This is a genomic window from Streptomyces sp. NPDC007189, assembly GCF_040703635.1.
Taxonomy (GTDB): Bacteria; Actinomycetota; Actinomycetes; order Streptomycetales; family Streptomycetaceae; genus Streptomyces.
Genome location: NZ_JBEYEY010000039.1, coordinates 1 through 26532 on the forward strand (window position 1 = coordinate 1; position 26532 = coordinate 26532).

Here is a 26532-nt window from a genome sequence, read left to right on the forward strand (position 1 = left end):
CTCGACAGGCTCCACGGTCTCCAACTCCACGGCGGTGTCAGTCACTTGACGTCTCTCCCATGATCGTCGGATCCGCCGTTAGATTTACACTCCCGCGGGACCGGGCGCGGCGTGGGCCGTGCTATCGCCTGGGACGTTGGTGGCTCGGTCCGGTTGGCCGGTGTGGGCGCGTCCCGCGACGGGTGGGGCCGGGCGGCCGGGAGGTGGCTGTGGTGGCGGGAAGCCGGAGCAAGAGTAGGGGCAAGAGCAGCGAGGTGCTGGCGCGGCGGAAGGCGGCGTTGGAGCGTGCCGCGTCGCGGATGGCCGAGCAGCGGCGGGCGGCGGCGGAGGCGGAGGCGGTGCGGCTGCGCAGGGAGGCGGAGTTCGACGAGCTGGTGGCCGACTTCGAGCTGGCGGTGGAGGACGAGCAGACGGTGGCCGCCGCGGTGGAGGAGGAAGTGCGTCAGGTGCGTGAGCGCGGGCGGGTGCGCATCGATGAGGCGCGGGCGGTGGCGGCTCGGGTGGTGCTGGCGATGGGTGAGACCGGGGAGACGGTGGCCGGGTGCGCGCACCGGCTCGGTGTCGGGGTGGAGCGGGTCAAGGAACTGCGGCGGCTGGGCCGGGAGGTGGCGGCCGAGGTCGGCTCGGGTGAGGTGGCGCAGAAGGTGCCGGGGAAGGTGAAGGGCCCGGGCCGGGCGCGGCAGGCGGGCCGGGCGCGGAGCGGCGGGAGAGCGCGCGCGTAGGCGGGCTGGCGGCCGGGAAGCTGGCGGAGGGCGCTGGAGGCCTGGCGCCGGTGACAGCCCCGGCCGCTCCCCCGGCCGCTGCCCCGGTAGCGCCTGGGGCCGGGCCGTCGGGGGCGCCGGGGCCGGTGGGCAGGGTACGGCCGGGGTGGCCGGATGAGGGGACCCGCGAATTCATGGTCCAACAGGCTAAGTTCGTCGTACTACAAGACTGAACGAGGTGTCGGCACCAGTAAAGGTGAGGACGCGGGCGTTGCCCCGGAGAAAGGCGCCCAGGCTCCTCAGCCCACGTCTCCCCAAACGGCTCGCAGGTCCTTGCAGCGTACGGTGATCGACGCGTCGGTGAGCGCGATCTCGTGCACGCAACCCCCGTCTTCGCCCGGGAGGATCTCGTCGAGGAGCACGGTGTCGACCAGCATCCAGTCAATGGAGTGCTCATAGTCGATGGAGAAGTGCGTCACTCCTGAGTAGCTGATGCGCAGCCCGGCGTCGTGCTTCCACTGATTCGGGGCAAATTCCAAGGTCAGCCCTCCGCTTTTGTCGGTGGCCACCTGGATACCGGACAATTCCAGATCCTTGACGCAGCGGCCATTGCCGTGCCCGAGAGCATAATGCGCCGGATCCGACGCGAACTCCCTTGCCCCGACTGGCAGCTGATCGCGAAACTTCGGGAGTTCGGCCAGGTAGGCCCTCGGATCGACGTAGAACCCGCCATCGTCCCAAACGGCCGTCACGTACTTCATTTGCAACCTTCCGCGGCGAGAGGCGGTCGCCTCCACTTGTCTCCCGAGATGTCTTCGGTACCCTTCGGGCCGATGCGGCCGACTTTCCGCAACTCGTAGATGACTCGTCCCTTGATGGCATTCTCCACGCCAGGTGGGACCTCGACTTCCGAGGACCACTCCCACCTGGCGAGGAACGTACTAGGGCATCAAGGGCAATCTGCCTACTTCAAACGCCCTCTCAGCGTGACGAGCCGTTGTCGCCGTCCTCGGGCCGGGAGGCCGCGGGTGAGGGTTTGCGTCTCCTTGATCGCTGGCTGCCTCTGGGCCGCTTAGGGTGCGGGCATGTCTCGAAGATGGTGGATACGGCAGGCGTGGATGTCGGCCGGTCTCCTTGCTTTCACGGTGCTGTCGAACGTGGTCGCGCACCGCAGTTGGCAGGTGACGGCTGCTTGGGCCCTCAGTGTCCTGCTCCTGCTGGGCCTGTCGGTGCTGAACGTGCTGTGGCTTCAGCGCTACCGGCCGGAGAAGTTCGAGAAGTACCGCGCCAAGGCCGAGGCGCGACTTAAGCGGTAGTCCCCTGCCCGAGCCATGGACACTGCCCTGCCGTGTCCCTACACCTGCGGACAGCCGTGCGCCGCTGTATGCGACGTGGCCGACGCAGGCGGCTGTGACGGCTCCGGCGGTGTTCAGGCGGGCCGGCAGGAGATGCCGGCGGCCGTCGGCGCCGGCGGGGCGCTGTTGAGAGCGCAACGGGCCCGCGCCTCGGCATACGGGCTGCAGGCCGAGGGGCGGGCCTTCGCGGGGCGGACGGCGTTGGTCGTTAGTCGGTCTGCATCGGAACGGCGATGTAGTCGCGGCTGACCAGCCGTACTGGCCCTTGTGCGCGCCGTAGTAGGGCTTGACGTAGCCCCAGTTGCCTCGGTAGCAGGCCCAGTAGACGCCCTGGCCCTTCATGAGCAGTCCCGTGCTGGTGTAGCCGGTGCCGGGGCCGGTGCGGAAGTTGACGGTGGCGGTGACCCGGGTGTCGAGCCGGACCTGGTGGGTGCAGGCCGTGGAGGTGACCGCCGACGCGGGCGCGGCGCCCGCGACCGTGAGTCCGAGGACGGACGAGGCGATGACCGCGGTGGCGACGGCGGCGCCGCGCAGGCGTCGCCCGGTGAAGGGTCGGCTCAGTCCGGATGCGAGTGTCACTGCAGTCTCCCTGCTTCGGTGGTGATGCTGACAGGGAGCGGCGACGCCGCTGGGTCACCGACGCACCATGTCGTGGCTCTCCGGCTACCGCAGACTCAGCCCCCGCTACAAACGCGATCCCCGCAACTACCTGGCATTTCTCGGCCTCGCCGCTGCCCTGTGCTGCTACAAGCGCCTCATCCGCCTCACCGCATAGGACACGGTCTTAGGGTCCGACGCGGCATCTCGGGCGTCTGCGGTCCACTGCCGAGGGTGAGCCGCAGGCCCCGAAGAGCGGTACCGGCCCGGCGCAGTGCCGGGCGGCTGGCCCTTGTCCGCGCGCGGTGTTTTCTTCGTGGCGCTGGTCAGGTCAGTCCGGTGCCGCGCTGGGGTGCCTGTCCGTGCGGCAGGCGGCGCACTCCCGTTCAACGCTGCTCCGCGACGCCGACAACGGAGACGCTCCGCCGACTTGTGCAGCACCCGTCCGCTGACATTGCCGTCAACTACTGCCGTCAGACACCGCAGCGGCCCCACCGGAAGGGTGATTCCGGTGGGGGCCATCGCGATGATGCCGAACTACCTATCTGCGCCACCCTCCCCCGCCATGGAATGCAATTCGGCGACATCTTCCTACAGTGCCGATTTTGGGCAGGTTCGATCAGCACAGACCTATAACAGGTCGAGGGCTCGTACCCTATTCCTGAATCGTGCCATCTGCCGAGACCGCTGCAGACCATTGCGACTCGAACTCTGCCTCGCTAATCTCTGACGCTTCGAAGTCTTCGGGCTCATCGGCAAATTCGGGAACAGTGGGTGCCGGAATCTCGCCAAGCATGGAACCGCCGACCGATCTGGACTGGTCCGCAAAGCCTCGTCGGCCATCCCGGTAGACCTCAACCTTGCGCACCTCGTAGCGCTCGCTGTCAAGCTCGCTGTACAGCAAAACGGGCTCGTCAGGGTGGCTATGATGCCACACAACCTTCAAGAAACTGCTCATTGGTTCGTTCCGTATCTCACGAGTCTGTCAGTGAGGTCCAACGGGCCGTCGTTCGGTATGAGAAAGACGCCAGGTCGATCGGGTGCAGTTACCAGCTGCAGCCCTCGAACGTCGACCTCAATGAAGTGCGTGAAATTCTGTCCACCCCATGGAGTGCCGTAGAAAGCCCTCGCCAATTGACCTTGCGTTTTCGTTCCAGGAACGATATCGGATAGGTACTGGCCGTCTCCGAGCTTGGCGTCTTGCGGCTTGGCAGCTTTAGTAGATGCCCACAGCTCATTACTGTCGAGAATCAGATCCAATTTCTTTGCTGTTGTGTAGTGATAGAGCGTCTGAGGCGTCGGTGTTTCTGCAGTGTCATCACCCACCGCGCAACTTTCACCGGTGTTGTGCACCAAGACCGGCACGCCGCCCGCCACAACATAGTACGTGTGGAGTTCCTGAACAGTGAGGTTCCATCGGTTTGCGGTGCCGGGTGTGATGTGGGTCGTGGTGACGTAGACATGACCGTCGCTGGCGGTGTTCAGGGCGTCGCCGTGGTGGAGTTTGCCGGCGGGGACCCATCTGTGGGTGGTGTCGTCCCAGAAGGGGTGGTTGGCAGTGGTGTGAAGGGTGGCAGTGTGCCCCGCCTTGGTGCGGATCGTGACGTCGAGGAGATCGTGGTCGTGGTTGATCCACACGCGCTGAACGGTACGGGGGCCTCGGTGTTTGCCTGTCTGGGGGTCGCCGGCCTCTACCTTGTCACCGGGTTTGACGGCGGCGATCGCCTTGGTCCGACCGTGCGCCAGCAATACGCGGGTCGATGGGCTGAAGCTGCAGCCGCCTTCGCCGCTGCCGGAGGCGCCGGTGGCGGGTTCGCTGGGAGTTGCGGCGGTTGCTGTGGCTTCTCCAGTGGTCTCGCTGACGACGTTCTTGACTTCGGCCGCGGCCGCCAAGCCGTCTTGGGCATCAGCAGCGTCGGCCACGGCTGCGGCGGCCGCCTCTGGGGCGTCGCCGCCGTCGGTGACTACCACCGTCGCGAGGACTGCCTCTGCTTCGCCGGCCTTGTACGCATCCGTGTTGATGTTCGCGTGCAAGACATGCGCGATCACGTGGCGCGGCTGTACGTACGTCGGCGGACCCGCGATGCCGGGGGCCATCCCGTTTCCCACATCGTGGGGGACGTTGGCCATCGCCCAGCCGGGGTTGTATTGCTCAATCAGGTTGATGGCCCCGTCGAGCCAACCGGCTATGTTGTCGCGGAGTGTTCCTGACATTGGCGGCTCGTTTTCCGCCATTTGCTGGGCTCTGGCGACATCGCAGCCGAATTTCGAGGCTACGTTGCAGTCTGGGGCGCTGGAGGGAGCTGCTGTGGTGCCTCCGCTGGAGGTCGTCGTGCCACCGCCTCCACCGCCTCCTCCCCCGCTTGTGGTTGGGGAGTAGTCCGTACCGCCGGATGAGCCGTGTGTGGGGCAGGGGATGTCCTCCGGGCCGTCACCGCATGCCAGGTGCAGGCCGCTGGGGTCGCTGCCGGTGCTGGGGTTGTCGCCGGCGTAGGAGTAGCCGCTCATCTGGTTCGGGTCGCCGGCCTCCATCAGGGGGTCAGCGGTCAGGAAGCGGCCCTGGAGGGGGTCGTAGTTGCGGGCGCCGAGCAGGTCGAGGCCGGTGGTGGGGTCGGCGGGTTTGCCGAGGTAGCCGTGGTTGTCGGTCCAGGTGGTGGGCTGGGGGCCGCGGGGGTTGCCGTAGGGGTCGAAGTAGCGGCGAGTGACCGCGAGGTTGGAGGCGGCGAGGTCTTCGGTTGCCGTGCCTTGGGCGTTGGAGACTTCGTAGGTGAGCGTGCCGTCGGAGGAGCGGACCTCGGTGATGCCGTCGGGGCCGGGGTAGTACCGCTGTCCCTTGACCGTTCCTGCGCTGGTGTTGAGGGTGAGCTGTTCGGCGCCGCCGAAGAGGTAGAGGATTTTGCTGGTGGGTGTGGTCTGGAGCAGCAGGCTGCCGTCGGCGTCGTAGAGGTAGTTGGTGGTCTGGTCCTTGCCGCCGGATGGTGTGGTCACCGAGGCTGTGCGGCCCTCGGCGTCGTATCCGAAGGACTGGGTGGCGCCGGGCAGGACAGCGCCGGTCGTTGCGTTGGTCCAGCGTTGTGCGGTTGTTCCGTTGCAGGTCCAGATCTGCAGCTGGGTGCCGTTGGTGGTCGATGAGGAGGGGTCGTCCAGGCACTTGCCGGATGCGGTGTTGACCAGGGAGCCGTTGGCGCCGGCCTTCCACTGCTGGCCGGCGCTGCCGTTGCAGGTGTACAGGTCGGTCTTGGTGCCGTTGGTCGTCCCGCCGCCTGAGGCGTCGAGGCACTTGCCCAGCACGCGCACGGTGCCGTCGGTGCCGATCGTCCACTGCTGGGCGCTGCTGCCGTTGCAGGTCCACAGGTCGATCTTGTTGCCGTCGGTGGTGCCGGAGGAGGAGTCGTCGACGCACAGCTTGGTGCCTGAGCGGGTCAGGCCGGAGACGAGCGGGCCTGCCGTGGTGACGGTGCGGCCGGTGGTGTCGCCGGCCGGGTTGTAGGCCGGTGTCATCGTGGCCGTGCCGGCGGGCCCGGTGGTGGTGATCTTGGTGGCGGCGTTGGCGAGCGTGGCGGGGGAGGATCCGTTGCCGGGATAGGTCGCCGTCTGGGTGATGTCGTTCGCGGTGTTGCCGACGGTGTCGTGCTGTACCTGCTGGGTGCGGTCGCCGAGGGCGTTGTAGGTGTACGACTGCCAGTACGGAGCCGGGCCGCCGATGCTGGAGGCCGAGGGGGTGCTGGTCGTGCATGCGCCGGTGCTGCCGACCCCGGCCGTGGTCAGGCCTGCGGTGTCGGTCCAGGCCGTCGTCAGTCGGTTCAGGTGGTCGTAGGTGAAGCACTGGGTGTCCGTGGTGCCGCCGGCCTGGGCGTCGGAGACGGCGGTGACGTCGCCTGCCTGGTTGTAGCGGTAGTCGGTGACGTCGAGCGCGGAGGTGGCGCTGGTCTGCAGGTTCACGCTGGACTGCGTGACACGGCCGGTGGCGTCGTCGTAGAAGAAGGTCGGTTCGACCTGTTCTCCGTACAGTCCCCATCTGGTGTCTTTGACCTGGCCGAGTGGGGTGTAGTCGGTGGTGTCGAGGTAGGTGCTGGTGCCGCCGAATCCGTCGAGCAGGCCCTGCAGGTCGTAGCCGTAGCCGACGGTTTCGGAGGGAAGGCCGCCGTCCGCGTCGTAGTCGGCCTCGGAGAGCAGCCCCATGACCGGGGTGTAGTGGTAGTTGACGGTGTAGGTGTTGGAGTTGGTGCCGGTGCCGTTGCTGGGGAAGCCGGTTGACGTCGGGATGGTGGTGGAGGCGCCGGTGGGCTGGTAGTCGGTGGTGTAGCCGGTGATGGCCTGGGTGTAGGCGTCCCCGCCGGTGCCGCCGACGTAGCGGGTGGAGGAGGTGGGGTGTCCCTTGGCGAGGGTGTCGTAGCTGAAGGAGGCGAGTTCCTTCCTCGGGTCCGGGGTGGCGGACCAGGCGCCGGAGTATTCGGCGGTTTTGCGGTCCAGGTTGTCGTAGGCGTAGGAGAGGATCTGGCCGCGGGCGTCGGTCGTCTGCAGCAGGTTGCCGAGATCGTCGTACTTGTCGAACGTGGTGGTGCCGGTGTCGGGGTCGGTCTGCTTGGTCTCCTGGCCGAGCAGGTCGTAGCTGTAGGTCCACTTGTTGCCCGCATTGTCGCTCATCGTGGCGACCTGTCCGGCGGGCGTGTAGGTGTAGCTGGTGACGACCGCGTCGGATGCCTTGCCGGTGGGCGTGGCCGTGTCGTCGTACGCCCAGGTGGCGGTGGTCTGGCCGAGGGCGTTGGTGAAGGAGGAGGTCGCCGTGCCGCCGGAGGCCGGGGTGGTGTCGGTGCGGTCGACGCCCGGGTAGGCGGTGGTGGACTGCCACCGCTGCGTTCCCTTGGACCACAGCTGAGTGGCGGTGGTGCGTCCCTGCCCGTCGTGGACGGTGACCTGCTGCGAGGGCACCTGGTTGTCGTCGGCGACCCACATGGTGGTCGTCGGGGAGGTGCTGCTCTCGTAGTAGGTGCTGTTGGCCTTCCGCGCCCATCCGTGGCTGTCGTAGAAGGTGTCGGAGATCAGCCGTCCGGCCTGGTTGTTGGCGGTGGTGGACTGCGTCTGGCGCAGCTGCAGCATGCCGTCGTAGATGTTGATGGCGGTGCTGTAGTTGCTGTCGTCGCGCAGTGTGTTGGTCGTTACGGTGATAGGTGCCGTGCCGTTGACGGCGTAGGTGAAGGTTCTGCTGGCGCTTTGCGAGGTCGGGCGTCCCGGCAGCCACAGCGCGGTGCGGCGCCCGAGGGCGTCGTAGTCGATGGTGGTGGTACGGCCGTTGGGGTCTGTGCTGGTCAGGGTCAGGCCGCGCAGCGGGTCCATGACGGAGGTGGTGGTCCAGGTGCGCGGGTTGGTGGTGACGAGCTGGGTCGGCAGCTGCCCGGTGGTGGGGGTGAAGGTCGTCTTGGTGGTGTTGCCGTCCGCGTCCTGGCCCTGGATGGCGCGCCCGTAGGTGTCGTAGGCAGTCGCCTGCGTCGTGCGGTAAGTGGGGGTTCCGCTGCTGTAGCCGGTGATGATCTGGGTGGCTGTCAGGTCGCCGGCGGTGCCCAGGTGACCGAAGGTTCCCACGTTGGCGACGGTGCCGTCGCCGTCGTAGAACATCCGCTTGTCGGAGACGGTGGTGCTGGTGCCCGGTGTGGTGCTGCAGGGGCCCGCGACGGTGAGGATCTCGTCCGGGTAGGAGAGCATCATCGGGTTGCCGCTGGGCGGGGTGGCGTAGCTGGTGGTGGCGCACTTCTCCTGGGAGGCCAAGCTGACGTCGCCCTTGGCGTCGATGCTGGTGGGCAGCGCGTTGCCGTTGTAGGAGGTGTCGGTCTCGGCCTCACGCCAGGTGCCGTCTGCGAGCAGCCCGTAGGCCCGCTGCTGGCTTGTTTTGATCATGCGGGCGACGACGGCGGGCAGTGAAGAGCCGGCACTGTGGGTCGCCGTGGTGGTGAAGGACTGCGGGAGGTCGATCTGTTTGGCGACGACGCTGCCGCCGGCTTGCGTGTAGGTGTCGGCCTCCAGCGGGGTTCCGCTCAGCCAGTCGCTGTCGGTGACGGTGTCGCCGACGCTGTCCGTCACGCTGACCGAGCGTTTGGATCCGTCCGCGCGGACGTCGCCGTCCATGCCCTGCAGGTACGTGGTGGTCTTCTGGGTGATCGGATCGGGGGCCGCTCCCGTGGTGACGGTGACGGTGCGATAGCCGCGGAACTGGTCCCACGTGCGGTAGGTGTCGTCGGTCAGTTCGGAGTCGTCGCGATGCCAGGCAGGCCCGGAGTACGTGTAGTTCGTGACCTGCGCGGGCGAGCCGGTACCGGTCAGGTCCGAGACGACAACTGTCTTGACCCGAGTCTTGTTGAACCAGTCGGAGACGGGTGTGACGCCGTCGGGGATGGTCCAGTACACGTTGTAGCAGGACATCGTGTCGGCATCCGGCGCCGACGGCATCGTGTTGTTCAGCCGGGAGCAGTCCGGGTCGCTGTAGGTGACGGCGATGGACTCGCCGGTCTCCGTGGTGACGGAGGAGATCCGGGGGTGGAACAGCGCCGGTTCGTTGCCGCCGTCGACCCGGTTGTCGATCTCGGTGCCCAGGAAGGTGACCTTCGGCAGGGTGATCGGGCTGGTGCTGCCGCCGCCGGTGGTGTCGTCGCCCGTGTGCTGGATGGAGCTGAGCCACATCACCGACTGCAGCTCGCCTTCGTCGGCCGCGTCTTTGCCGGACTGTCCGGTGACCGGGTCGACCGTGCCGCCTGCGTCGGAGTACGTCTGGGTGAGCTGATAGGTGTCGACGTCCGTCAGGGTGCCGCCGACGTTGACCTGGGTGACGACCGAGTCCAGCCGGTCGGTGGACCAGAAGGAAGGGGCCGTGGTCAGGCAGACGTTGGAGCCGGTGCCGGAGGTGGTGTCGGTGGAGGCGCAGTTCAGGTCGTAGGGGACGTCCGGCCAGTTCGTGGCGGTCTTGTCGTTGAGGTTGGCGTACGAGCAGTCGGTGAAGGTCGACGAGGTCTGGCAGCGCTGCGCCGTCTTGAACAGCACGCGCGCGCCGGGCTTGCTGCCGGCGGTTTCGTCGGTGAGCTGGTAGCCGTAGTCGATCTCGGTCAGGTAGCCGCCGCGGACATACTTGGTCAGGGTTCCCGAACCGCCGGAGGCGGCGACCTGGCCGCCGCCCCGGTCGTAGTAGTTGGTCTCGGTGGCGTAGGTGTAGCGCTGGACGTTGGTGTGCGGGTCGACGACGAAGTCGAGGTTGAAGCGGTAGCCCATCGTGCACTGGGAGTCCTTGCCCTGACCGGAGTCGTAGCAGGGGTCTGTCGACTTGGGGCTGTAGACCGGCTCGCCCCAGGCGCTGTTGGTGGCCGCGTCCGAGGTGGTGCCGGGGGCGTGGTTGCGCCCGAAGTAGTAGGCGGTGCCGTCGGTCGTGGTGACCTTGAAGTACTCGCCGTTCCACAGGCCGTTGTTGGCGCCGCCGAGTTCCTCGATCTTGGTTCCGTCGTCGCCCTGGAGGTGCCAGGTCTGGGTCGCGGTGGGCGTGTTGGAGTTGGTGGAGTCGTCGCGGACCAGGGTTCCTGAGTGGCCGCCCAGGGAGAGGGTGGCGAGCCAGCCGCCCCAGCACAGGTCGGCGGAGTCGCTGATGCCGTCCTGCTTGCATGGTTTGTAGGAGCGCTCGATGAAGCCGGGCGAGTACGACCAGCCGTCACCGATCCACGAGGACTGGGAGTTGCGGGCGGAGGTCTCGCCGTCCTCGGACTGGGAGTCGTAGGAGAAGGCGACGGAAGGGGCGGCACCGCCGAGCGACGGCGGCACGGCGATCGGGTAGGAGTAGGTGAACGCGCCGGTTCCGTTGGTGTTCCAGCTGCCTGAGGGGTTCAGGCTGGTGGCCGTGTAGTCGCCCTGCGAGCCGGAGGTTCCCGAGATCGCCTCGACGGCGGTCATCGGCGCCATCGAGGCGGAGCCGGCCATGGCGTTGGCATGCGTTGCTGTGCCGGTTGTGCCGGAGGTCGTTGCGCGAGACAGGTTGAGGGTCGCCGTGAGTTTCTTGGCGACCGGGTTGTTGGTGGAGACCAGCGGGGTGCGCACCCGGCAGGACGGTTTCTGGGGCGACGTCAGGATGCAACCGGGTACGGACACCAGGTGCAGACGGGAGGCGAAACCGCCGCCGTATGCCTTATCGAGGGCGGAGTAGTCGAGAGTGACAGCGACTCGGCCCGACGAGGCGGCACCATCGGCCCGTGCAAGGCCGACCAGCATGCCGTCGACTCCGGCCGCCTGGGCCTGAGCATGGCCGGCCAGTTGCACGCGCACCGCGGCCGGCGCGCTCGGGGCCACACCGTGCTTCTTACCCGCCTGCTTGGCCGCAGCGACCCACACCGGCAGCTTGCCGGCCCGGACGGGGCGGCCCACAGGTCCGCTTGCGGCCTTGTGCTTCGCAGTTGAGGTGGCGGCAGAGGACTTGGTGCTCTTGGCCAGCGTGATGGTGCTGCTGCCGGCGTTGGGCCACGCCGGGAGGGCGGGCCGGTAAGTCCGCAACGGCTTGGGCGTCTTCGGTGTCGCGGGGATGCGTCTGGCCAGGGGGTGCCCGCCGACGCTGGGCGTCTTGTACGTCGGCCCGGCGGCGCTCCACAGCTTGCCGTCGTAGTGATACTCCGGCACCCCCTGAGCGACGGCCGCCAAGACAACCAGCGTGGAAGCGGCGACGGTTGCCGTCGCCACCGTCAGCCCACGCCCCCATATCCGTCTGCGCACGGTCGCGAACCAGCGCACGCCAGAACCCACCTCGAAGCCCCCTCTTACCAAGCGCCCCAAGGTGAAGAAACGGTAAGGAACCCGTAACGGCGCGATGACGGTAGAAACGGAGGAACCTTATTGATCAGACATGAGTTCGGCAATACCCTGTGCCGGCGGCACCGCCAGGAACTGCGGCCGCTTCCGTCACATCTCGCCCTTCAGCGCCGGGCGAGGACCGCGGGGACACGTCCGGTCCACCCGCGTACGCGTACGTCACTGATGCCTCGTCGGACCGGACACCCGTCCCTGATCCACACCTCGAAGGGGTTCCCATGGGGGGAAGAACGCACCTGCGCCGCAGGCGATGGCGCACCGCGCCGCACCACGTGGCCGTCATCGCGGTCCTTGGCACGCTGGCCCTCGGGGCCGCCCCGACCGCCGCCGCGGACAGCAGCGGTTTCGCCCCCGGCAACCCCACCCAAAGCGCCCTGATGCAGGCGCAGACCACCGGCAAATCCGTCCCGGTCGACTCACTGACCAGCCAGACGTCGACCACCACAGCCAATCCGGACGGATCGCTCACGACGACCGAGTTCGTCCAGCCGGTGCGGGTGATGAAGAACGACGCCTGGACACCGGTGGATGCCTCCCTGGCGAAGAACTCCGACGGTTCGCTCAGTCCCGCCGCGACGCCCAATGGCGTCACCCTCTCCGGCGGCGGCAGCGGTCCTCTCGTCAGCCTCACCGACCCGGCCGGCCGCAGCCTCTCACTCACCGTGCCGTTCACCCTGCCGACCCCGACGGTCAGCGGCAACACGGCAACGTACGCTTCGGTCCTGCCCGGCGTGGATCTTCAAGCCACCATCAGTGACCAGGGCGGTTTCAGCGACGTGCTGATCGTCCACGACGCCACGGCGGCCGCCAATCCGGATCTGCGCCGGCTGACCCTGGCAGCCACCACCCAGGGGCTCACGCTTGCCGGTTCGCCCGACGGCGGGATGACCGCGAGCGCGGCGGACGGCACCACCGCCTATACCGCCAGCGCGCCCATCATGTGGGATTCCACCACCACAACAGCCGGTCCGCAGCCCGCCTCCATGCGCCTGGACGACGTCACGGCCACCACCTCGTCCCCCGGCGGGCCGGCGCCGGGAGCCGACGTCGCGCCGGTGACCATGACGACCACCAGCAACAGCCTCACTCTCACCCCGGACCCGTCCATGCTCACCGACACCAGCACCACCTGGCCGGTGTACATCGACCCGGGCGTCGCACCGAGCGAAACCACCAACCACTACTTCGAGGCCCAGCACGGCTGCAACTCCTCCTCGGCCAGCTCCCACGAGTACGACTACCCGCAGCGCTTCGGCGAAGGAGTCGGCTACCAGCGCTACGCCTCGTCCAACGGCGACTGCATCGGCGCCGAGCGCACCTTCTACGAGCTGGACACCAGCAATCTCAGCAGCAGCATGGACATCATCAAGTCCGAGATGCATCTAACGGAGACCTACGCCGAGGCCTACGGCTGCACGCACACCGCACCCCTCACCCTGAAGTGGACCGGACGCATCACCTCCGGCATGTACTGGGACACCCAGCCCAGCGTGGTCTCCACCATCGGCACGAAGAATGCGCCCAGCGCCTACAACGGCGCCTACGCCAGCCAGCCCACCAGTTGCGGCGATCAAGACGTGACCTTCACGGTGACCGACAAGATCGCAAAGGTCGCATCAGACAACGACTCCACCTGGACCGTGGGCCTGTACGGCGACGAGGACTCCTCGAGCAGCGACATCGACTTCATGCGGTACTCCACCAACCCCTACATCCAGACCACCTACGACATCCCGCCCGACACCCCCACCGGCGAGGCCACCACACCGGACGCGCAGAACCCCTCCGGCGCCAACTGCGGCAGCAGCACCCGCGGCTGGATCGGCCAGACGGCACAGGACGGCAACACCAGCGACATCACGCTCAACGCCAAGCTGACCTCCAACGTCAAAGGCGAGAACGTCATGGCCGACTACACGGTCTGGGACGATCAGACCGCCAACAGCAGCGGAAACGCGGCCACCGTCGCCACACCACACAGCAACTACGTCGCCTCTCCCACCACCGTGAACATCAACATCGGCACCACGGTGCAGGACGGCCACCAGTACGGATGGCAAGTCCGCGCCTACGACGGAATCAACTATTCCGCCTGGAGCAGTCCCTGCGGCTTCAAGGTCGACCTGACCCCGCCCTCCCAGCCCTCGGTGACCGCGCCGAGCACGGTGTTCCCGCCCTCCGCAAGCGGCCAAGCCCCCACCGGGTACGCCGGTCAGACCAGCAGCATCACCGTCACCAGCAGCGACCCCACGCCGACCGGATGCACCCGCGGCACCTGCCAATCCAGCGACGTCTGGCGCTTTTGCTACGCACTCGACGCACAGCCGGCCGTCAACTGCCCCGACTACGTCACCGCCACTGCCAACTCCAGCGGCACGCCCAGCGCATCCATCCCGCTGAAGCCGACGACATGGGGCACCCACACCCTCTACGTCCAAGCCCAGGACCACGCCGGCAACACCCAGGCCCTGCCGACCACCTACACCTTCTACGCCCCCTGGAACCCGGCCACCAAGGTCGCCGCAGGCGACCTCGACGGGGGCGGCGTACCCGATCTGCTCGGCACCACCAAGAACGGCGACCTCATGCTCCTGCCGGGCAACACCGACCCCGGCAACTCCCCCACCCTCGCCTCCACCGCGTCCCAGAGCCCCGACGGCAAGAGCCGCTGGAGCGACTACCTGATCACCCACCGCGGCAGCCTCAAGCAGGACGGCCTGGACGACCTGTTCGCCTACAACACAAACAGCCACAACCTGTACGTCTACAAAAACGACGGCGCGACCTCCTCGGGCACAGCCGGCCACTTCACCAACACCGCGGACGTCTACGGACCACTCGACAAACCCCAGTGCCTGCCCACCGCCGACAACCCCACCAACTGCGTCACCTACAACGCCACCGACTGGTCCTCGGTGACCCAGATGATCGCCCCCGGCGACGTCTACAAGACCGGCTACCCCGACCTGATCACCCTCGAGAGCAAACAACTCTGGCTCTACAAGGGCTCCGCCCAGGACAGCAGCTACCTCGGCCCCGCCACCGGCGGCACCACCAGCACCACCCCCGTACTGCTCGGCACCGGCGACTGGTCCCACTTCACCCTCATCGCACCCGGAACCGTGGGCAGCACCCCCACCCTCTGGGCCCGGGACAACAACACCGGAACCCTCTACACCTTCCCCCTCACCACTGACAGCAACGGCCTTCCCCCACTGCTGACAGCACCCGCATCCTCCACGCTGACCTCCGCTCTCACCGCCGCCGACGGCTCCACCCTGTGCGCGGACGACTCCCACTCCGCAACCCAGAACGGCAACAAGATCCAGATCTGGGGCTGCAACAACACCCTCGCCCAGTCCTGGACACCCGCCGCGGACGGCTCCATCCGCGTGCTCGGCAAGTGCCTGGACGTCACCCACAGCGGCACCACAGACGGCACCCTGATCGACCTGTGGACCTGCAACGGCACCGGCGCCCAGCAGTGGACGCTCGGCTCCAACCACTCACTGGTCAACCCCGAGTCGGGCAAGTGCCTCGACGACCCGAACTCCTCCACCACCACCGGCACTCAGCTGCAGCTGCACACCTGCAACGGCACCAACGCCCAGAACTGGACCTCCAGCACGCCAAGCAACTGGGCCGGCAACGCCGCCACCGCGCTCCCCCTCACCCTCCCGACCAGCGACTACCCCACCGTCGCCTCGCCCGGAAACCTCAACGGAACCACCACCGGCTACCCCGACCTGTATGCCACCACACCCGCCGGCGAACTCATCGAATACCCCGGCGCCGCCCCCGACACCAACGGCACAGCCACCTTCGGCTCCCCCGTGACAGTCGGCTACTACAACACCGCAAGCGCCGCCTGGCCCCTGAACGACGACACCAACCGCACCGCAGCCGATTCCATCGGCACCAACGACGCCGCCCTCAACGGCGCCGCCGCCTGGACCAGCGACTCAAGTCGCGGAACCGTCCTCAGCCTGGACGGCACCACCGGCTACGCCCAAAGCACCACCAGCGCCCTGCCCACCGGCACCCACACCGACCCCGCCGACGGCACCACCACCGACAGCAACAGCTTCAGCGTCTCCGCCTGGGTCAAGCTCAACAGCCTGACCAACAACTCCACCTTCGTCTCCCAGTCCGACAGCGCCGGCAACGCCAACGCCTACCAGCTGTACTACTCCTCCGGCTCCCAGAAATGGGCCTTCAGCCGCCACAACGACAACACCACAAGCACCGACTTCACCGCCGTGTACGGCACCAAAGCCACCACCGGCACATGGACTCACCTCGTCGGCGTCTACGACGGCCCCACCAACACCCTCAACCTCTACGTCAACGGCACCCTCACCGCCACCAAGACCTTCGCCGGCACCCCCTGGCCCGCCACCGGCCCCGTCCAGATCGGCCGCCGCCTCTACCAAGGCACCTACGGCGAATACGCCGACGCCGACATCAGCGACGTACAGCTCTACAACACCGCACTCCCCCCATCCGAAATCAGCGCACTCGACTACGACCAAACCCCCTACACACAACTCAGCTGAACAACCACCTCATGCGGGCTCCGACTCACCCAGAGCCGGGGCCCGCTCCGGTTCCCGCGATCGGGACGTACAGCGCCACCGAAGTCGCCGACAGAGAGCCCACCCGGATGCGTTCCCGTTCCTCATCGGCGCACCGTTCGATCACCGAACGCACCGATGCGGGTCATCGACGACGCGACAACTGGCGCACTCTTTTCTTGACCGGGCCACCTCTTTGCGATCTTGTTGACGGCTCTTTCTTCACGTCCATGTCCCTGCCATGGAAACCTGTCACCTCACGTGTGCAGAACGCGTTCACCTCTGCGCCGGTTGCGGCAACGTGCAACGCTGTTCTGACAAGGGGTCAACCGATGTCCGTTTGGAGTGGGAAGCGGCGCCGCAGCCGCGTGCGCAGACCCGGCTGGGTCGCCTTCCTCGCCGTAAGGTCCCCCGACGCCACCCACTGCCGCAACTAAGCCACCCCGACTCCGGCAGTGTTCACCCTCACCGCCAACAGCAACGGCGACTGCGGCTTCGCCGCACCCGCCCGCCGCTACACCGACCAGTAACAACACCCCACACCAACCACCACCGGACCGGGCACCCTGCACGGGGGCCCGGTCCGGCTCACTCCCAAGGAGGAACGGGTGGCCCAGCACACCCTGAGGAGCGGATGCATCGCGGTCGCCGCGGCATGCGCCCTCGCCACGGGGGCGCTGCCCCTGACCACGGCGACGGCCTCGGCCGACAGCGCAGACGAGACGGTCATACCGGCCGCACTGCTGAGCAATCCGCCCAAGGACGTCGTCGTCTTCGCAGGCACCGGCGGCTTCCTACACCAGTCCGATAACCAGACCGCCTTCGTCTGGACGAAGTATGCGGGCGGACCGGACATCCCGGTACCGCAGGTCACCACAGCCAACCCGGCACCCGGGTACTGGGGCGCGGGTGCCGACGTGGTGGCGACACCGTCGGCCGACGGCTACCAGCTGCACGACATGGACTCGGATACGACCACGACCATCAAGCCCGGCGCCGGTCAGAGTTACGTCGGAACGTTCGGCTCGCGTCTGTTGACGGTCACCAAGGCAACAGATGGAACGGTGACGGGCTTTCACGTGCTCGGTGTATCGGACGGGCAGCAGACCGACACACCGGTCACGGGCTGGCCTGCGGGCGCCGCACTGCAGGCCGTGGTGATGGCCGGGGACGCCAACTCGGTAGTCCTGCGCTATACCGAGAGCAGCAACGCCACGACAGAGAACCGGCTGGCGCTGGTGGACCTGGCCACCGGTGCGGTCACGCCCATCATGGGGCCGCTGGTCTCCGGCGCCCGGGCCGTGCTGTCCAGCACGTACATCGCCTGGTATTCGTCGTACGGCGCCGACGGGACCACCTCAGGGGGGCAGGTCCACGTCGTGTCCCGTTCCGCCCCCGGCGCAACGGAGAACACCATCCAGGTCCCGCCGGCACCGCTGGGCAGCACGTACGACAGCACCCTCTACCAAGTAGGCATCGCGGGCGACTCCCTGCTGATCACGTACGCAGCGTCGCACACCGGCCCGTCCAGCGCAGACGACGCGATCGGTTACCCCCTCTACACGATGCCCCTGTCCGGCTCAACGGCACTGACGCCGGTCCTGGACCACGTCATCACCCACAGCGTCAGGCAGGAGCCGGACGGGGCCGTCGTCGTGGGCGGCTCGTCGGTCACCGACTGGGCGGCCCGCCGCTTCACCGCCGGGTCGGCAGGCACACCAACGGGAACCGCCGTGGACTCCGACCCCGCCATGCCCGCCCCCATCGACGGGCTCACCCTCGGCAACGGCAAGCTGTTCACGGTCCGGCGCACGTCCGCCGGTGGGGACCTCGTCTACGACCGCAGCGTCCAACCGGGCTCCCCACCCTCCTACGGCACCGAGCAGAACTTCGGCTCCCCCTTCGCCCCCACCCACTGCGACACCACGGCCACCTGCAACGCGCCCATCGCCACCGGCGACGGCAACATCTCGCAGCTGTGGCCGAACGCCAACAGCCAGGGCGACGCCGTCACCGTGCAGTCTCCCGACGACTCCGCAGTGATGGTCACCCCCGGCGCCACCGGCGGCACCCTCGTCGACGCCGAGGGCCCCTACGTGGTCTACAACGGCGCCTCCACCAAGAAGCAGTACATCGGTGACGCGAACATGGGCGGCGCCAGCCACGTGCTCTTCACCCGCCCCGTCTCCGCCGCCGCACTGTCCGGCTCCACCATGTGGGTCCCCGGACCCGCCGCCGGAACGCTGACCCAGATCGACCTCACCACCCGGCGCGCCGTCCAGACCGTCGCGACCGACGCCCCGTGCGTGCCCAGCGAGCTGCAGACCGCCGCCCAGCACTGGGTGTACTGGTCCTGCGGACCCTCCGGTCCGGCCGGCCTGCACGACCTGGCCACCGGCAAGGACATCCCCGTACCCGCCCATCCCGCCCAGCTCGGCGACGGGTTCGTCGTCGAGCACGACACGGCGGCGGGCAAGCTGACGCTGACCGACGTGCACACCGACACCGCCACCACCACCGACCTGGCCGACCTGCCCGCCGGGCCGGTCACCGACGACCGCCGCGTGACCTGGGCCGTCGACAAATACCAGAGTGGCATCGCCTACCTGGACAGCGGGAAGAACGTCCACCTGGTCGACCCGCACATCCCCGCATCGACCCCCGCGCCCGCCGCCGGGACCTTCATATTCCCCGGACAACGACTGGAGTCCGGGCACAGTCTCAGCAGTTCCACGATGACGCTGACCATGCAGACCGACGGAAACCTCGTCGCCCGCCTGAACACCGGCAAGGGCAGCGGCCAGGTGGTCTGGTCGACCGGTACGAGCGGCAACTCCGGCGCGTACGCGGTGACGCAGACGGACGGCAACCTCGTCGTCTACACGAGCACCGGCGGCGTCGGCAAGGGCGGCGCCCTGTGGTCGAGCCACACCTACGGCCAACCGGGCGCGTACGCCACCGTGCAGGACGACGGCAACATCGTCGTCTACGGCAAGGCGAGCACCTATGCGCTGTGGGCGAGCGGGACCTACGCCCGGTCCCAGACCGTCTACGGCGGCACCACCCTCAAGCCCGGCTGGTGGACCCAAGGCACCTACACCCGCCTGGTGATGCAGACGGACGGCAACCTGGTGATGTACCGCCGACGTGACGGCGCCGCCATCTGGTCCAGCCACACCTCCGGCCACCCGGGCGCGTACGCCGAGATGCAGACCGACGGCAACCTCGTCATCTACAAACCCACCGGAGGCCCCGGCAAGGGCGGCGCCCTATGGGCCACCGGCACCAGCGGCCACTCCGACGCCTACGCGTACATGCAGAACGACGGCAACCTCGTCGTCTACAAAAACACCGGAGGCCCCGGCAAGGGCGGAGCCCTGTGGGCCACCGGCACCACCACAACCGCACGATGACCAAGCCCTGACCGCTGCCATGCGCCACACGGGGCCGCGCACGCCGCGACCCCGTGAAGGGTAGGACCGGGACCCGACACAATGCCCATGTGAGAAGCCAGGCGTGGCGGACGGTGTTGGTACGGCCGTCCTCGTCCGGCAAGGTCCAGCCCCATTCAGACTCACCGCCCCGCAGGTTGGGTTGGCCATGTCGCCCGCTTCCGGTGGCTGTCTCCTGGCACGGTGAGTTGGAGCGCACAACGCTGATGTGCCGGTGCGGACAGCGGAATGCGCAAGCGCGATTCGCCCGAGTCCTTCCGGTCGTGAAAGACGGTTTGCCATACACCAGAATGATCGGTAGCAGACCGAAACCTGGCGGCATGGACATGCCCATGCACGCCTCCTAGGCTCTCGATCCATGTTTGCCGCTGTCGACACACATTCGGATGCCTACCAGGCGGGACAGGTCCTCGCCCCGTTCATCCTGGCCTCCATCGCCATCGTCATCCTCTGGACGACGACCCACACATGGCGCCGACCCAAGCCGGTCACGATCCCCGAGGATCCTGACGCCACGGCCAAGCTCGCGCGGGAACGAACCCGTCGAGTCGTCATCGGCACTGTGGTCATCGTCGTGGCGGCCACGGCCATGGCCGCACCCCACATGCACCGGTCCGACGACTACGGCAGCGCCGCAGCCAAGGGGCCCACGCATCTCACCGTCACCCCGCCGACCACCCTCGGCAACTACAGACTGATGACCGGCAAGCAAGCAGACCTGCTTAACACCCAAATAGCCGGGAAACTACCCAAACACTACGCCGTCGTGTTCTACACCACCGCGGGAAAGCCCACGCAGCCCGTGCTGGAAGTCTTCAGCGACACCAGCACCGCTGATCCACAGCTCGCCCAGGAGCTCACCCAATACTCTGCAGACACCGAGAACTCCGATCTCATGGCCGGAGCACGCGTCACCAACGCCAAGGTTTTCAACCCCGGCTCGGCCGGCGGGAAGGTGCGGTGCGGAAAGAACAACGCAGAACTGCTCTGCGCCTGGGCCGACTCCGGGACCGTCGGCGGACTCCTCAGCAACCTGTCCACCGGCATCAACGTCCAGCAGATCGCCTCCCTCACCCAAAAATTCCGGGCCGCCGCCGAACACTGAAACGTCACCGATGGACTTCGGCCGGCTGCACCTGCTCATGTCGCTGCCCCGGCGGCTGCACGCCGAGGGCGGCCGCCTGAACCTCACCGGACTCCAGTGGCAGCCCACGCGAGTTGCAGATCAGCAGACCTACGACCTGTTCGCGGCCGACACACGGACACGAGCGCGCTGTGGGACGAGCCGGAGCGCCCGGCAGAGTCAGTGATGACGAACGCCTCCCCCTCGGGGCGAGAAATCGAGTGATGACCGACCGCTGCCCGCTGGGCACCCGTCCGCGTCCAAACGTCACCCGAGCTGCCGCTGGCGCAGCCTACCCGGCCACCATCAATCTGAGCCCGGGCGCCTGGGCGGGCGCCGCGCCGTGGGCATCGGCCCCTCCATGGTCGGGCGCCCGGGTAGCGGAAAGTTCGCCACGAGACGTCATCCGGGTCGGGCACGGCCGCGGGGCCCGGGGCGCGAGGATCCGCAAGTACAGTTCGACCGTGCGGCCCGCCCACCGCTGACGCAGCGTGGCGCCGACTGCCAGGAGCTCCAAGGCCCCGTTCGATCAGCAGCGCGCTCATCGCGGCACCCAGGTCCAGCGGCTCGATCCGCACCGGGGCATCTCGCCGCTCATGGCGGCCCCCAAGCAGGAAGCGCAGGTTCAGGTGCCCGAGGCGGCAATAGGCACTGTACCTTCGTGACGAACTCGATCGCCCGATACGATCATTTCTGGTGTCGCATCTGTCGATGGATCCCTGGGGGCAGCAGTGGCCGAATTGGTCCGGCAGCAGCAACTGGACGTCGAGGTCGACTACTACGGCTTCGCCCTGCAGGACGTAGACGACACTCACGTACCCCTGGAGTACCCGGAAGGACGGGAAGCCGGCGGTGCGTTCCTGACGGTTCATGAAGGGCGCCTGGACATCGAGAGCGCCGGTCACACGCACACGGCCGCTCTGGCTGCCGAGGTGTGGGATGCTGAGCCGCCGGCCGCCGATGATCGCGGGGACTGGGAGGAACAGGGGGAGGCCCTGCTGCACTGCCCGTCGGGCGAGCTGGCCGTGTGGGGAGTTACTGCTGGGCCCAGGGACACCTATCTGCACCTGTCCGACACGGATGGGATGTGGCAGGTGCGCGTGTATTGCGAGGGCCGTCAGGAAGTGCGGCGTCTGGCACGAGAGGGGGTGCCGGAGGGCATCGAGCGCTACCTGGTGCAGTTCTGGCCCGCCACTGGCTAAGGCGGCCGGGACCCGGGCGGGGTCCCGGCCTGACGGCCAGCTAAGAAGTGATCTTGATGAGGAAGCCGTCGTCCATGCCGTCGATGATGCGGTTCTTCTTGTAGAACTGTGCAAGCAGGATGCCGGCGTCCTGGTTCTGTCGGCTGATCACGGGCAGGACGGAGAAATTGTTCTTCTCCGCGTGAGGGTCGAACTCGGCCTGAGCACAGCCCTCGTAGGTGCTCTGGAAGGGGAACTCGTCGCAGTCCTTGGTGCCGTGGTCGGTGTAGTCGGCGCCGAAGTAACGCCGGCAGCTGCTCACAGCGCGCGCGTGGTTGGTCTTGCGGCGTCTGTCGTCCAGGTATAGCCGGTGCAGCGGGTCGGACGGCGTCTGTCCGGCGATCTTCTTGTTGCGGTTCGGCGGCTTCGTCGCACCCGGCGTGGTGTAAGCCTTCTTGATGTGCGCAGCCACGCCTCGTTCCGGCGCGGCGGAGTTGGTGCTGTATATGAGAGTGGCCACGTAGCTGAAGGACGCTGCGCCCTTGTTGGCCGGGTTGCCGCCGCCGGTGGGGTTGCCGAGATACTTCCCGGCGTCCCAACGCGGCGCGATCATGGCGGGCTTGCCCACTGCGGGGCTGTTGCCGACCCAGCCGGGCGGCAGGGTGGAGGTGACGACCGGCTGGTAGACGCCGAAGACGACGTCTGCGGCGCCGGAGCCGGTGCCCTGCCCGGGCGCGTAGCGCACGGTGTGGATGAAGTGCGCCGACGGCATCTGCTGCAACTGGTCGAACGTCTTGGTCACCGGCAGGTCACCGCCCTGCTGGGCGCGGGCCCGGGACGGCCAGACCTGGGGTATGGATCCCTCGATCTTGATTTGCAGGCCGCTGGTGGCCGTGGTCTTGATCTTCTTGAAGTCGGTCGCGTCGTAGTCGTAGCGGATCGTGCGGTCATTGTCTTTGACCGTTCCGCGGATGTAGAGCGCGAAGGTACTGGTCCCGATCGGGTTGCCGTTGCTGCGCGTCCAGACGGTGGTGACCTGGATGCCCGTACACACCGCGAACCGCGACTTGATATAGATGGCTGCATCCCCCGCCATGTGCGTCTTGCACTCCTGCAGCGACATGGTGTGGGGCGGATCCGGATACGACACGGTCGGCCCAGTCGACAACCGTTGCGGCCGCGCGGGTGTCGCGGCCGGTGCTGTCGCCCGTGCGCCGTAGCCTGACGCCGGCCCGACCGTTTCCAGCGGCGTCCTGACGGCCGCCAGGCGACGCGTCTGGTCCGCCAGGCGGTCACGCAGCTGTCGGTCATGCATCTGCTGCAAGCTTGGCACTGGGGCACCGACGGGCAGCATGTACGTCTGCGCACGCGCCCCTCCCCCGAACTGGCCGCAGCACCGGGCGCGGAGACCCCCGTCAACGCCCCCACGGTCAGTAGAACCGCTGCTCGGACTCCGACACGACGAAGCCATGGTCTTTCACTCAACGAAACCCCCGGTCATGCACGATGGCGAACTCTTTCGCCACCTGGTCGCCATCACCCCTATCGAACAAATGATCAACAGTGCGCGTCGACACACCAGGACTGGCGAGATCACACCGTCACACTGGCCGAGACACAGTGCTGAGACCGGGGACAGTTCGGATCAACAACCACCTGGCTGTGACGGCGATCTCCGGCTGAAGTGGTCATGCAGGCACGCGCCGAACTGTCCGGTCCGGCTTCCTTTCCGGTGGCGACCGTGCCGAAGCCGATGAGGAGATGACGGTTGCATGCCTGTGGACATCCCCCGAGCGCGGACATCGTTGATCCTTACGGCGACGTCATCGTGTCCCGTATACGGGACCGGCGCCGCGCCGATCGGCTCATCCCCTGGCCGGCCAATGCACCTCCACCCCTGTGATCTCCTGGGTGGCGTCTGTCTGACCCTCTGCGGCCGAAAGGTCAACCACCGTCTGCGTGAAGAGGCGGTGGGCCCGCGGGGCCACCGCGTCCGCCAATGCTGCCGGCCCTCCGTAGACCCCACGCAGGAGCCATCCTGGCCCCTCGCAACCGATTCGTCCTCGAAGCCACGGTCGAGGGACTCCCGGCCGATGCTGACCATCAGCGGGAGGACGGCGGCCCGGTCGGGTGTGGCCCTGTCGGTGGCCAGCTCGAACAGGAAGGGAAGGCTGGCTGCCGTGGGCGGGTACACGCTGCCCTGGTGATGGACCGCGCCGTGGAAGCGGTCGAGAGCCTTGCGGCGTTCCTCGACGTCCGAGGAACGCAGCGCCCACAGCAGCGCCGGTACCTCCTCGGCCGAGCCGTACGCGTGCTCCATCGACGCCCAGTCGATGTCATAAAGTCCGTCGAACGTGATCAGAACCATGCCAGGCGACACTGACAAGGCCTGCGTGCTCATGCCGCACACGGCGGAGCGTCTACACCAGGACGGCCGGAACAGCGTCGTCGGTCGTCCAGCAGCAGCTTCTGCAGTGCCCGTACCTCGCTCGCCTCGGCCCAGGGCCCGAAAAAGTCAAATCCGGCCCGGGTGAAGCGCTGGGTACATAACGCTGCTTCGCTCATGACACCCCTCGGCTGCCGACGCTGCCTGTGTCCGCTCCGCACAGGAGAGTCCCCCTCCTGACATCAGGGCGTCAAGACACCGGATTCTGCCAACGTGCCAGCCCCGGCCAAGATTTACGCACCCATGGGAGTAAGGCGAGCGTCGCGCACCCAAATTACCGGGGCGCGCCAAGCTGAGTGCGGAGCAACTGGAGCGGCTGGCCGACCGTGGACTGGAGTGGGCGGCGCAAGCCGTGGGCGCGCGTAAAGGTCGCTGACGAGATGGACAAGGGACTCAGGTCCCGCGGTATCCCCGCGAAGCCGCCTTGCCGCCGGGCCGGAGCTCCCCTTGTCTGCCGACCGCGCGATGGGTTCCGTACCTCACCGGAGGTGCGGGACCCATCGCGTTGCCGCGGAAGCTTCGAGGGTTGCTCCGGCTTTTGCCGAGCATATTCAGACACTCGATTCTCTCGACTGTCCCATTATGCTCCATTTTACCCACATGCATGGGTAGCCGGTTGAGCCGTTTCGGCCAAAAAAGCAAGAGGTAGAATATTTGATTAGCCAGTTGAAGCAGGCTCAGAAACCTCAAGCTTCGCTCAGGATATGGATCACGTGTCCCCAAATGGGCTGCCCCGTGTGTAGGTTCAATTTCGCAGCCACCACCCATTAGGGGGAGGTGGAAACACTGAGGGGGATTTCCTTTTGAACGGGAGAATTGCCGTAACGGCAATCACTGGCGCGCTGGCTCTGGGCGTCATCGGAGCCGGTACGGCCCAGGCCGCGCCCGTGGCTGACCACCACGCCGCCCCGGCCGCCACCAGTGACTCCGGGCTGTTCACGCCGACCGCGCACACCGTCGTGAAGCGAGGCGGTGCCGTCGAGGTGACCCCCACCGCCGGCAAGCTGATGCAGCCGAGGGCCGACTGGGTGAAGGTCACGGGCCGGTCGTATCAGGGCCAGCAGTGCGGAACGAACGTCATCCAGAAGACCTCTGGCGCGGGGAAGACCACCCTGACCATGTCTGTCCAGAAGTCCGTGGCGGTGAAGTGGAGCGCCACTGCAAGCATCTCGGCCGGCGCGGTCAGTGCCGGCATGGGCTTCGATGTGACCCACACGTACACGGTCACGGACCAGACCGCTTTCGACGTCCCCAAGGGAAAGTTCGGGACGATCGAGGCATATCCGCTGTACGACGTCTACGGCTTCAACGAGAGCAGCATCGTCGACGGGAAGAAGATCGGTACCGGGAGTGTCCTGAAGCCGGTCGGCGTATGCTTCAACCAGTGGAACGAGTAATCACGGCGTGACGGCGTAGAGACGTGACGGTGTAGAGAAGAGAAGGCGAGTGACGGTGATCCGTACAACTCAATTCGTTGTTATCGGCATTGCCGTTTCCCTCGCCAGCGTCGCATGCTCGGCGTCTTCGGGTGGGGCCGCAAGCCCCACCCGGAGCGCTCCGGCGCACGGTACCCCCCTGAACTCCCTGCGCCCTGTCGATCTCACAGGCAAGGTCTCCGATACAGCCAACCCGGTACTGTCACCGGCTAGCAGCCGGGTCATTGCCCAGGTTCGCAGCGGGCCGGACTACCTCATCGCCTACGTCACCGGCCACAAGTGCGGGCTCTTGGTTATCCGTCCGGACAGCCCGCGCCCAGTCCAACTCCAGGTCACTGCCGCCTGGCCGAAAAACCCCTCCGAGGGGTCGTTCCGCCTGCCTGACGGTCCCTACCTCACCGCAACGAGTACATCGGCGACGCCGGGCACCTTCGCCTCCCTGTACTGCGGCGTGAACAGCGAAGTCATCGAATACTCCTCCCACGCCACCGGACCCACGTCGGGCGCGCCAAGCGGCATTGGCCCCGTCTCCGTGGTCAAGCCCAGTAAGGTCGGCGCCCCCATCATCGTCTCTGTCGGAAACACTAGAACCCGGAACGACGTCACTGCGCACTACAAGAAGGCTTACTGAACCCTTCTCATCTTGTGGTTCACGGGTGATGTCGGCTGGCGGTGGGATCCGTAACGCGGCAGGGCTCCTGGTCGTTGCGCTGGTGATCTCACTCATCAACGTCTCGACGCAGGAGCCCTGTTGGTCCCGTATCGTGCCATGCTCGACGTGCCGCATGAGGTCGTTGAGCACGTTTCCTGGCTCATCTACGCCCGAAGGTGTGAG

At 67.2% G+C, this 26532-nt stretch carries 13 protein-coding genes and 2 pseudogenes; 10 read left to right on the forward strand and 5 right to left on the reverse strand.

Annotation, left to right across the window (positions count from 1 at the left end):
* Positions 1 to 254: 254 nt before the first annotated feature.
* Positions 255 to 722, forward strand: a complete 468-nt coding sequence (locus AB0950_RS38815) for a hypothetical protein (RefSeq protein ID WP_366780617.1) — start codon at positions 255 to 257, stop codon at positions 720 to 722.
* Positions 723 to 1000: 278 nt separating this feature from the next.
* Here AB0950_RS38815 and AB0950_RS38820 read toward each other — a convergent pair whose 3' ends face one another.
* The gene (locus AB0950_RS38820; RefSeq protein ID WP_360163123.1) at positions 1001 to 1462 is read right to left on the reverse strand and encodes a hypothetical protein; all 462 of its coding nucleotides are present in this window, start codon (positions 1460 to 1462) and stop codon (positions 1001 to 1003) included.
* Positions 1463 to 1786: 324 nt separating this feature from the next.
* Here AB0950_RS38820 and AB0950_RS38825 point away from each other — a divergent pair, with 324 nt between their 5' ends.
* Both AB0950_RS38825 and AB0950_RS38830 read left to right on the forward strand, forming a co-directional pair.
* Complete coding sequence (locus tag AB0950_RS38825) at positions 1787 to 2017, forward strand: hypothetical protein (protein WP_360162722.1); 231 nt, start codon at positions 1787 to 1789, stop codon at positions 2015 to 2017.
* A gap of 644 nt (positions 2018 to 2661) precedes the next feature.
* Positions 2662 to 2831, forward strand: a pseudogene (locus AB0950_RS38830) (IS5/IS1182 family transposase); the annotation flags it as partial.
* Positions 2832 to 3308: 477 nt separating this feature from the next.
* Here the strand turns inward: AB0950_RS38830 and AB0950_RS38835 are convergent.
* Complete coding sequence (locus tag AB0950_RS38835; RefSeq protein WP_360162724.1) at positions 3309 to 3611, reverse strand: hypothetical protein; 303 nt, start codon at positions 3609 to 3611, stop codon at positions 3309 to 3311.
* Positions 3608 to 11317, reverse strand: coding sequence for a ricin-type beta-trefoil lectin domain protein (locus AB0950_RS38840; RefSeq protein WP_366780618.1), 7710 nt, complete (start codon positions 11315 to 11317; stop codon positions 3608 to 3610). Before AB0950_RS38840 ends, AB0950_RS38835 begins: the two co-directional genes overlap by 4 nt.
* Before the next feature lie 386 nt (positions 11318 to 11703).
* Here AB0950_RS38840 and AB0950_RS38845 point away from each other — a divergent pair, with 386 nt between their 5' ends.
* The 4 genes from AB0950_RS38845 to AB0950_RS38860 all read left to right on the forward strand — a co-directional run bounded on the left by AB0950_RS38845 (position 11704) and on the right by AB0950_RS38860 (position 21836).
* Positions 11704 to 16041 carry a LamG-like jellyroll fold domain-containing protein gene (locus AB0950_RS38845; RefSeq protein WP_366780619.1) on the forward strand — a complete coding sequence of 1446 codons (4338 nt, stop codon included), beginning with the start codon at positions 11704 to 11706 and terminating at the stop codon, positions 16039 to 16041.
* A gap of 626 nt (positions 16042 to 16667) precedes the next feature.
* On the forward strand, positions 16668 to 19472 hold the full coding sequence (locus AB0950_RS38850; protein WP_366780620.1) for a hypothetical protein: 2805 nt from the start codon (positions 16668 to 16670) through the stop codon (positions 19470 to 19472).
* A gap of 397 nt (positions 19473 to 19869) precedes the next feature.
* Complete coding sequence (locus AB0950_RS38855) at positions 19870 to 20616, forward strand: hypothetical protein (RefSeq protein ID WP_366780621.1); 747 nt, start codon at positions 19870 to 19872, stop codon at positions 20614 to 20616.
* Positions 20617 to 21365: 749 nt separating this feature from the next.
* On the forward strand, positions 21366 to 21836 hold the full coding sequence (locus tag AB0950_RS38860; RefSeq protein WP_366780622.1) for a hypothetical protein: 471 nt from the start codon (positions 21366 to 21368) through the stop codon (positions 21834 to 21836).
* Positions 21837 to 21876: 40 nt separating this feature from the next.
* Here the strand turns inward: AB0950_RS38860 and AB0950_RS38865 are convergent, their stop codons facing one another.
* Both AB0950_RS38865 and AB0950_RS38870 read right to left on the reverse strand, forming a co-directional pair.
* A complete protein-coding gene (locus AB0950_RS38865; protein ID WP_366780623.1) occupies positions 21877 to 23139 on the reverse strand; it encodes a hypothetical protein in 1263 nt (420 codons plus the stop codon).
* 541 nt (positions 23140 to 23680) lie between these two features.
* Positions 23681 to 24091: a DUF3710 domain-containing protein gene (locus tag AB0950_RS38870; protein ID WP_366780624.1), complete on the reverse strand. Its 411-nt coding sequence runs from the start codon at positions 24089 to 24091 to the stop codon at positions 23681 to 23683.
* A 1057-nt stretch (positions 24092 to 25148) separates the two neighbouring features.
* On the opposite strand from AB0950_RS38870, the gene AB0950_RS38875 reads away from it, so the two are divergent.
* The 3 genes and pseudogenes from AB0950_RS38875 to AB0950_RS38885 form a co-directional block, all read left to right on the forward strand.
* Positions 25149 to 25658, forward strand: a complete 510-nt coding sequence (locus AB0950_RS38875; protein WP_366780625.1) for a hypothetical protein — start codon at positions 25149 to 25151, stop codon at positions 25656 to 25658.
* 49 nt (positions 25659 to 25707) lie between these two features.
* On the forward strand, positions 25708 to 26328 hold the full coding sequence (locus AB0950_RS38880; protein WP_366780626.1) for a hypothetical protein: 621 nt from the start codon (positions 25708 to 25710) through the stop codon (positions 26326 to 26328).
* Between the two features lie 79 nt (positions 26329 to 26407).
* A pseudogene (locus AB0950_RS38885) lies at positions 26408 to 26532 on the forward strand (IS5/IS1182 family transposase); the annotation flags it as partial.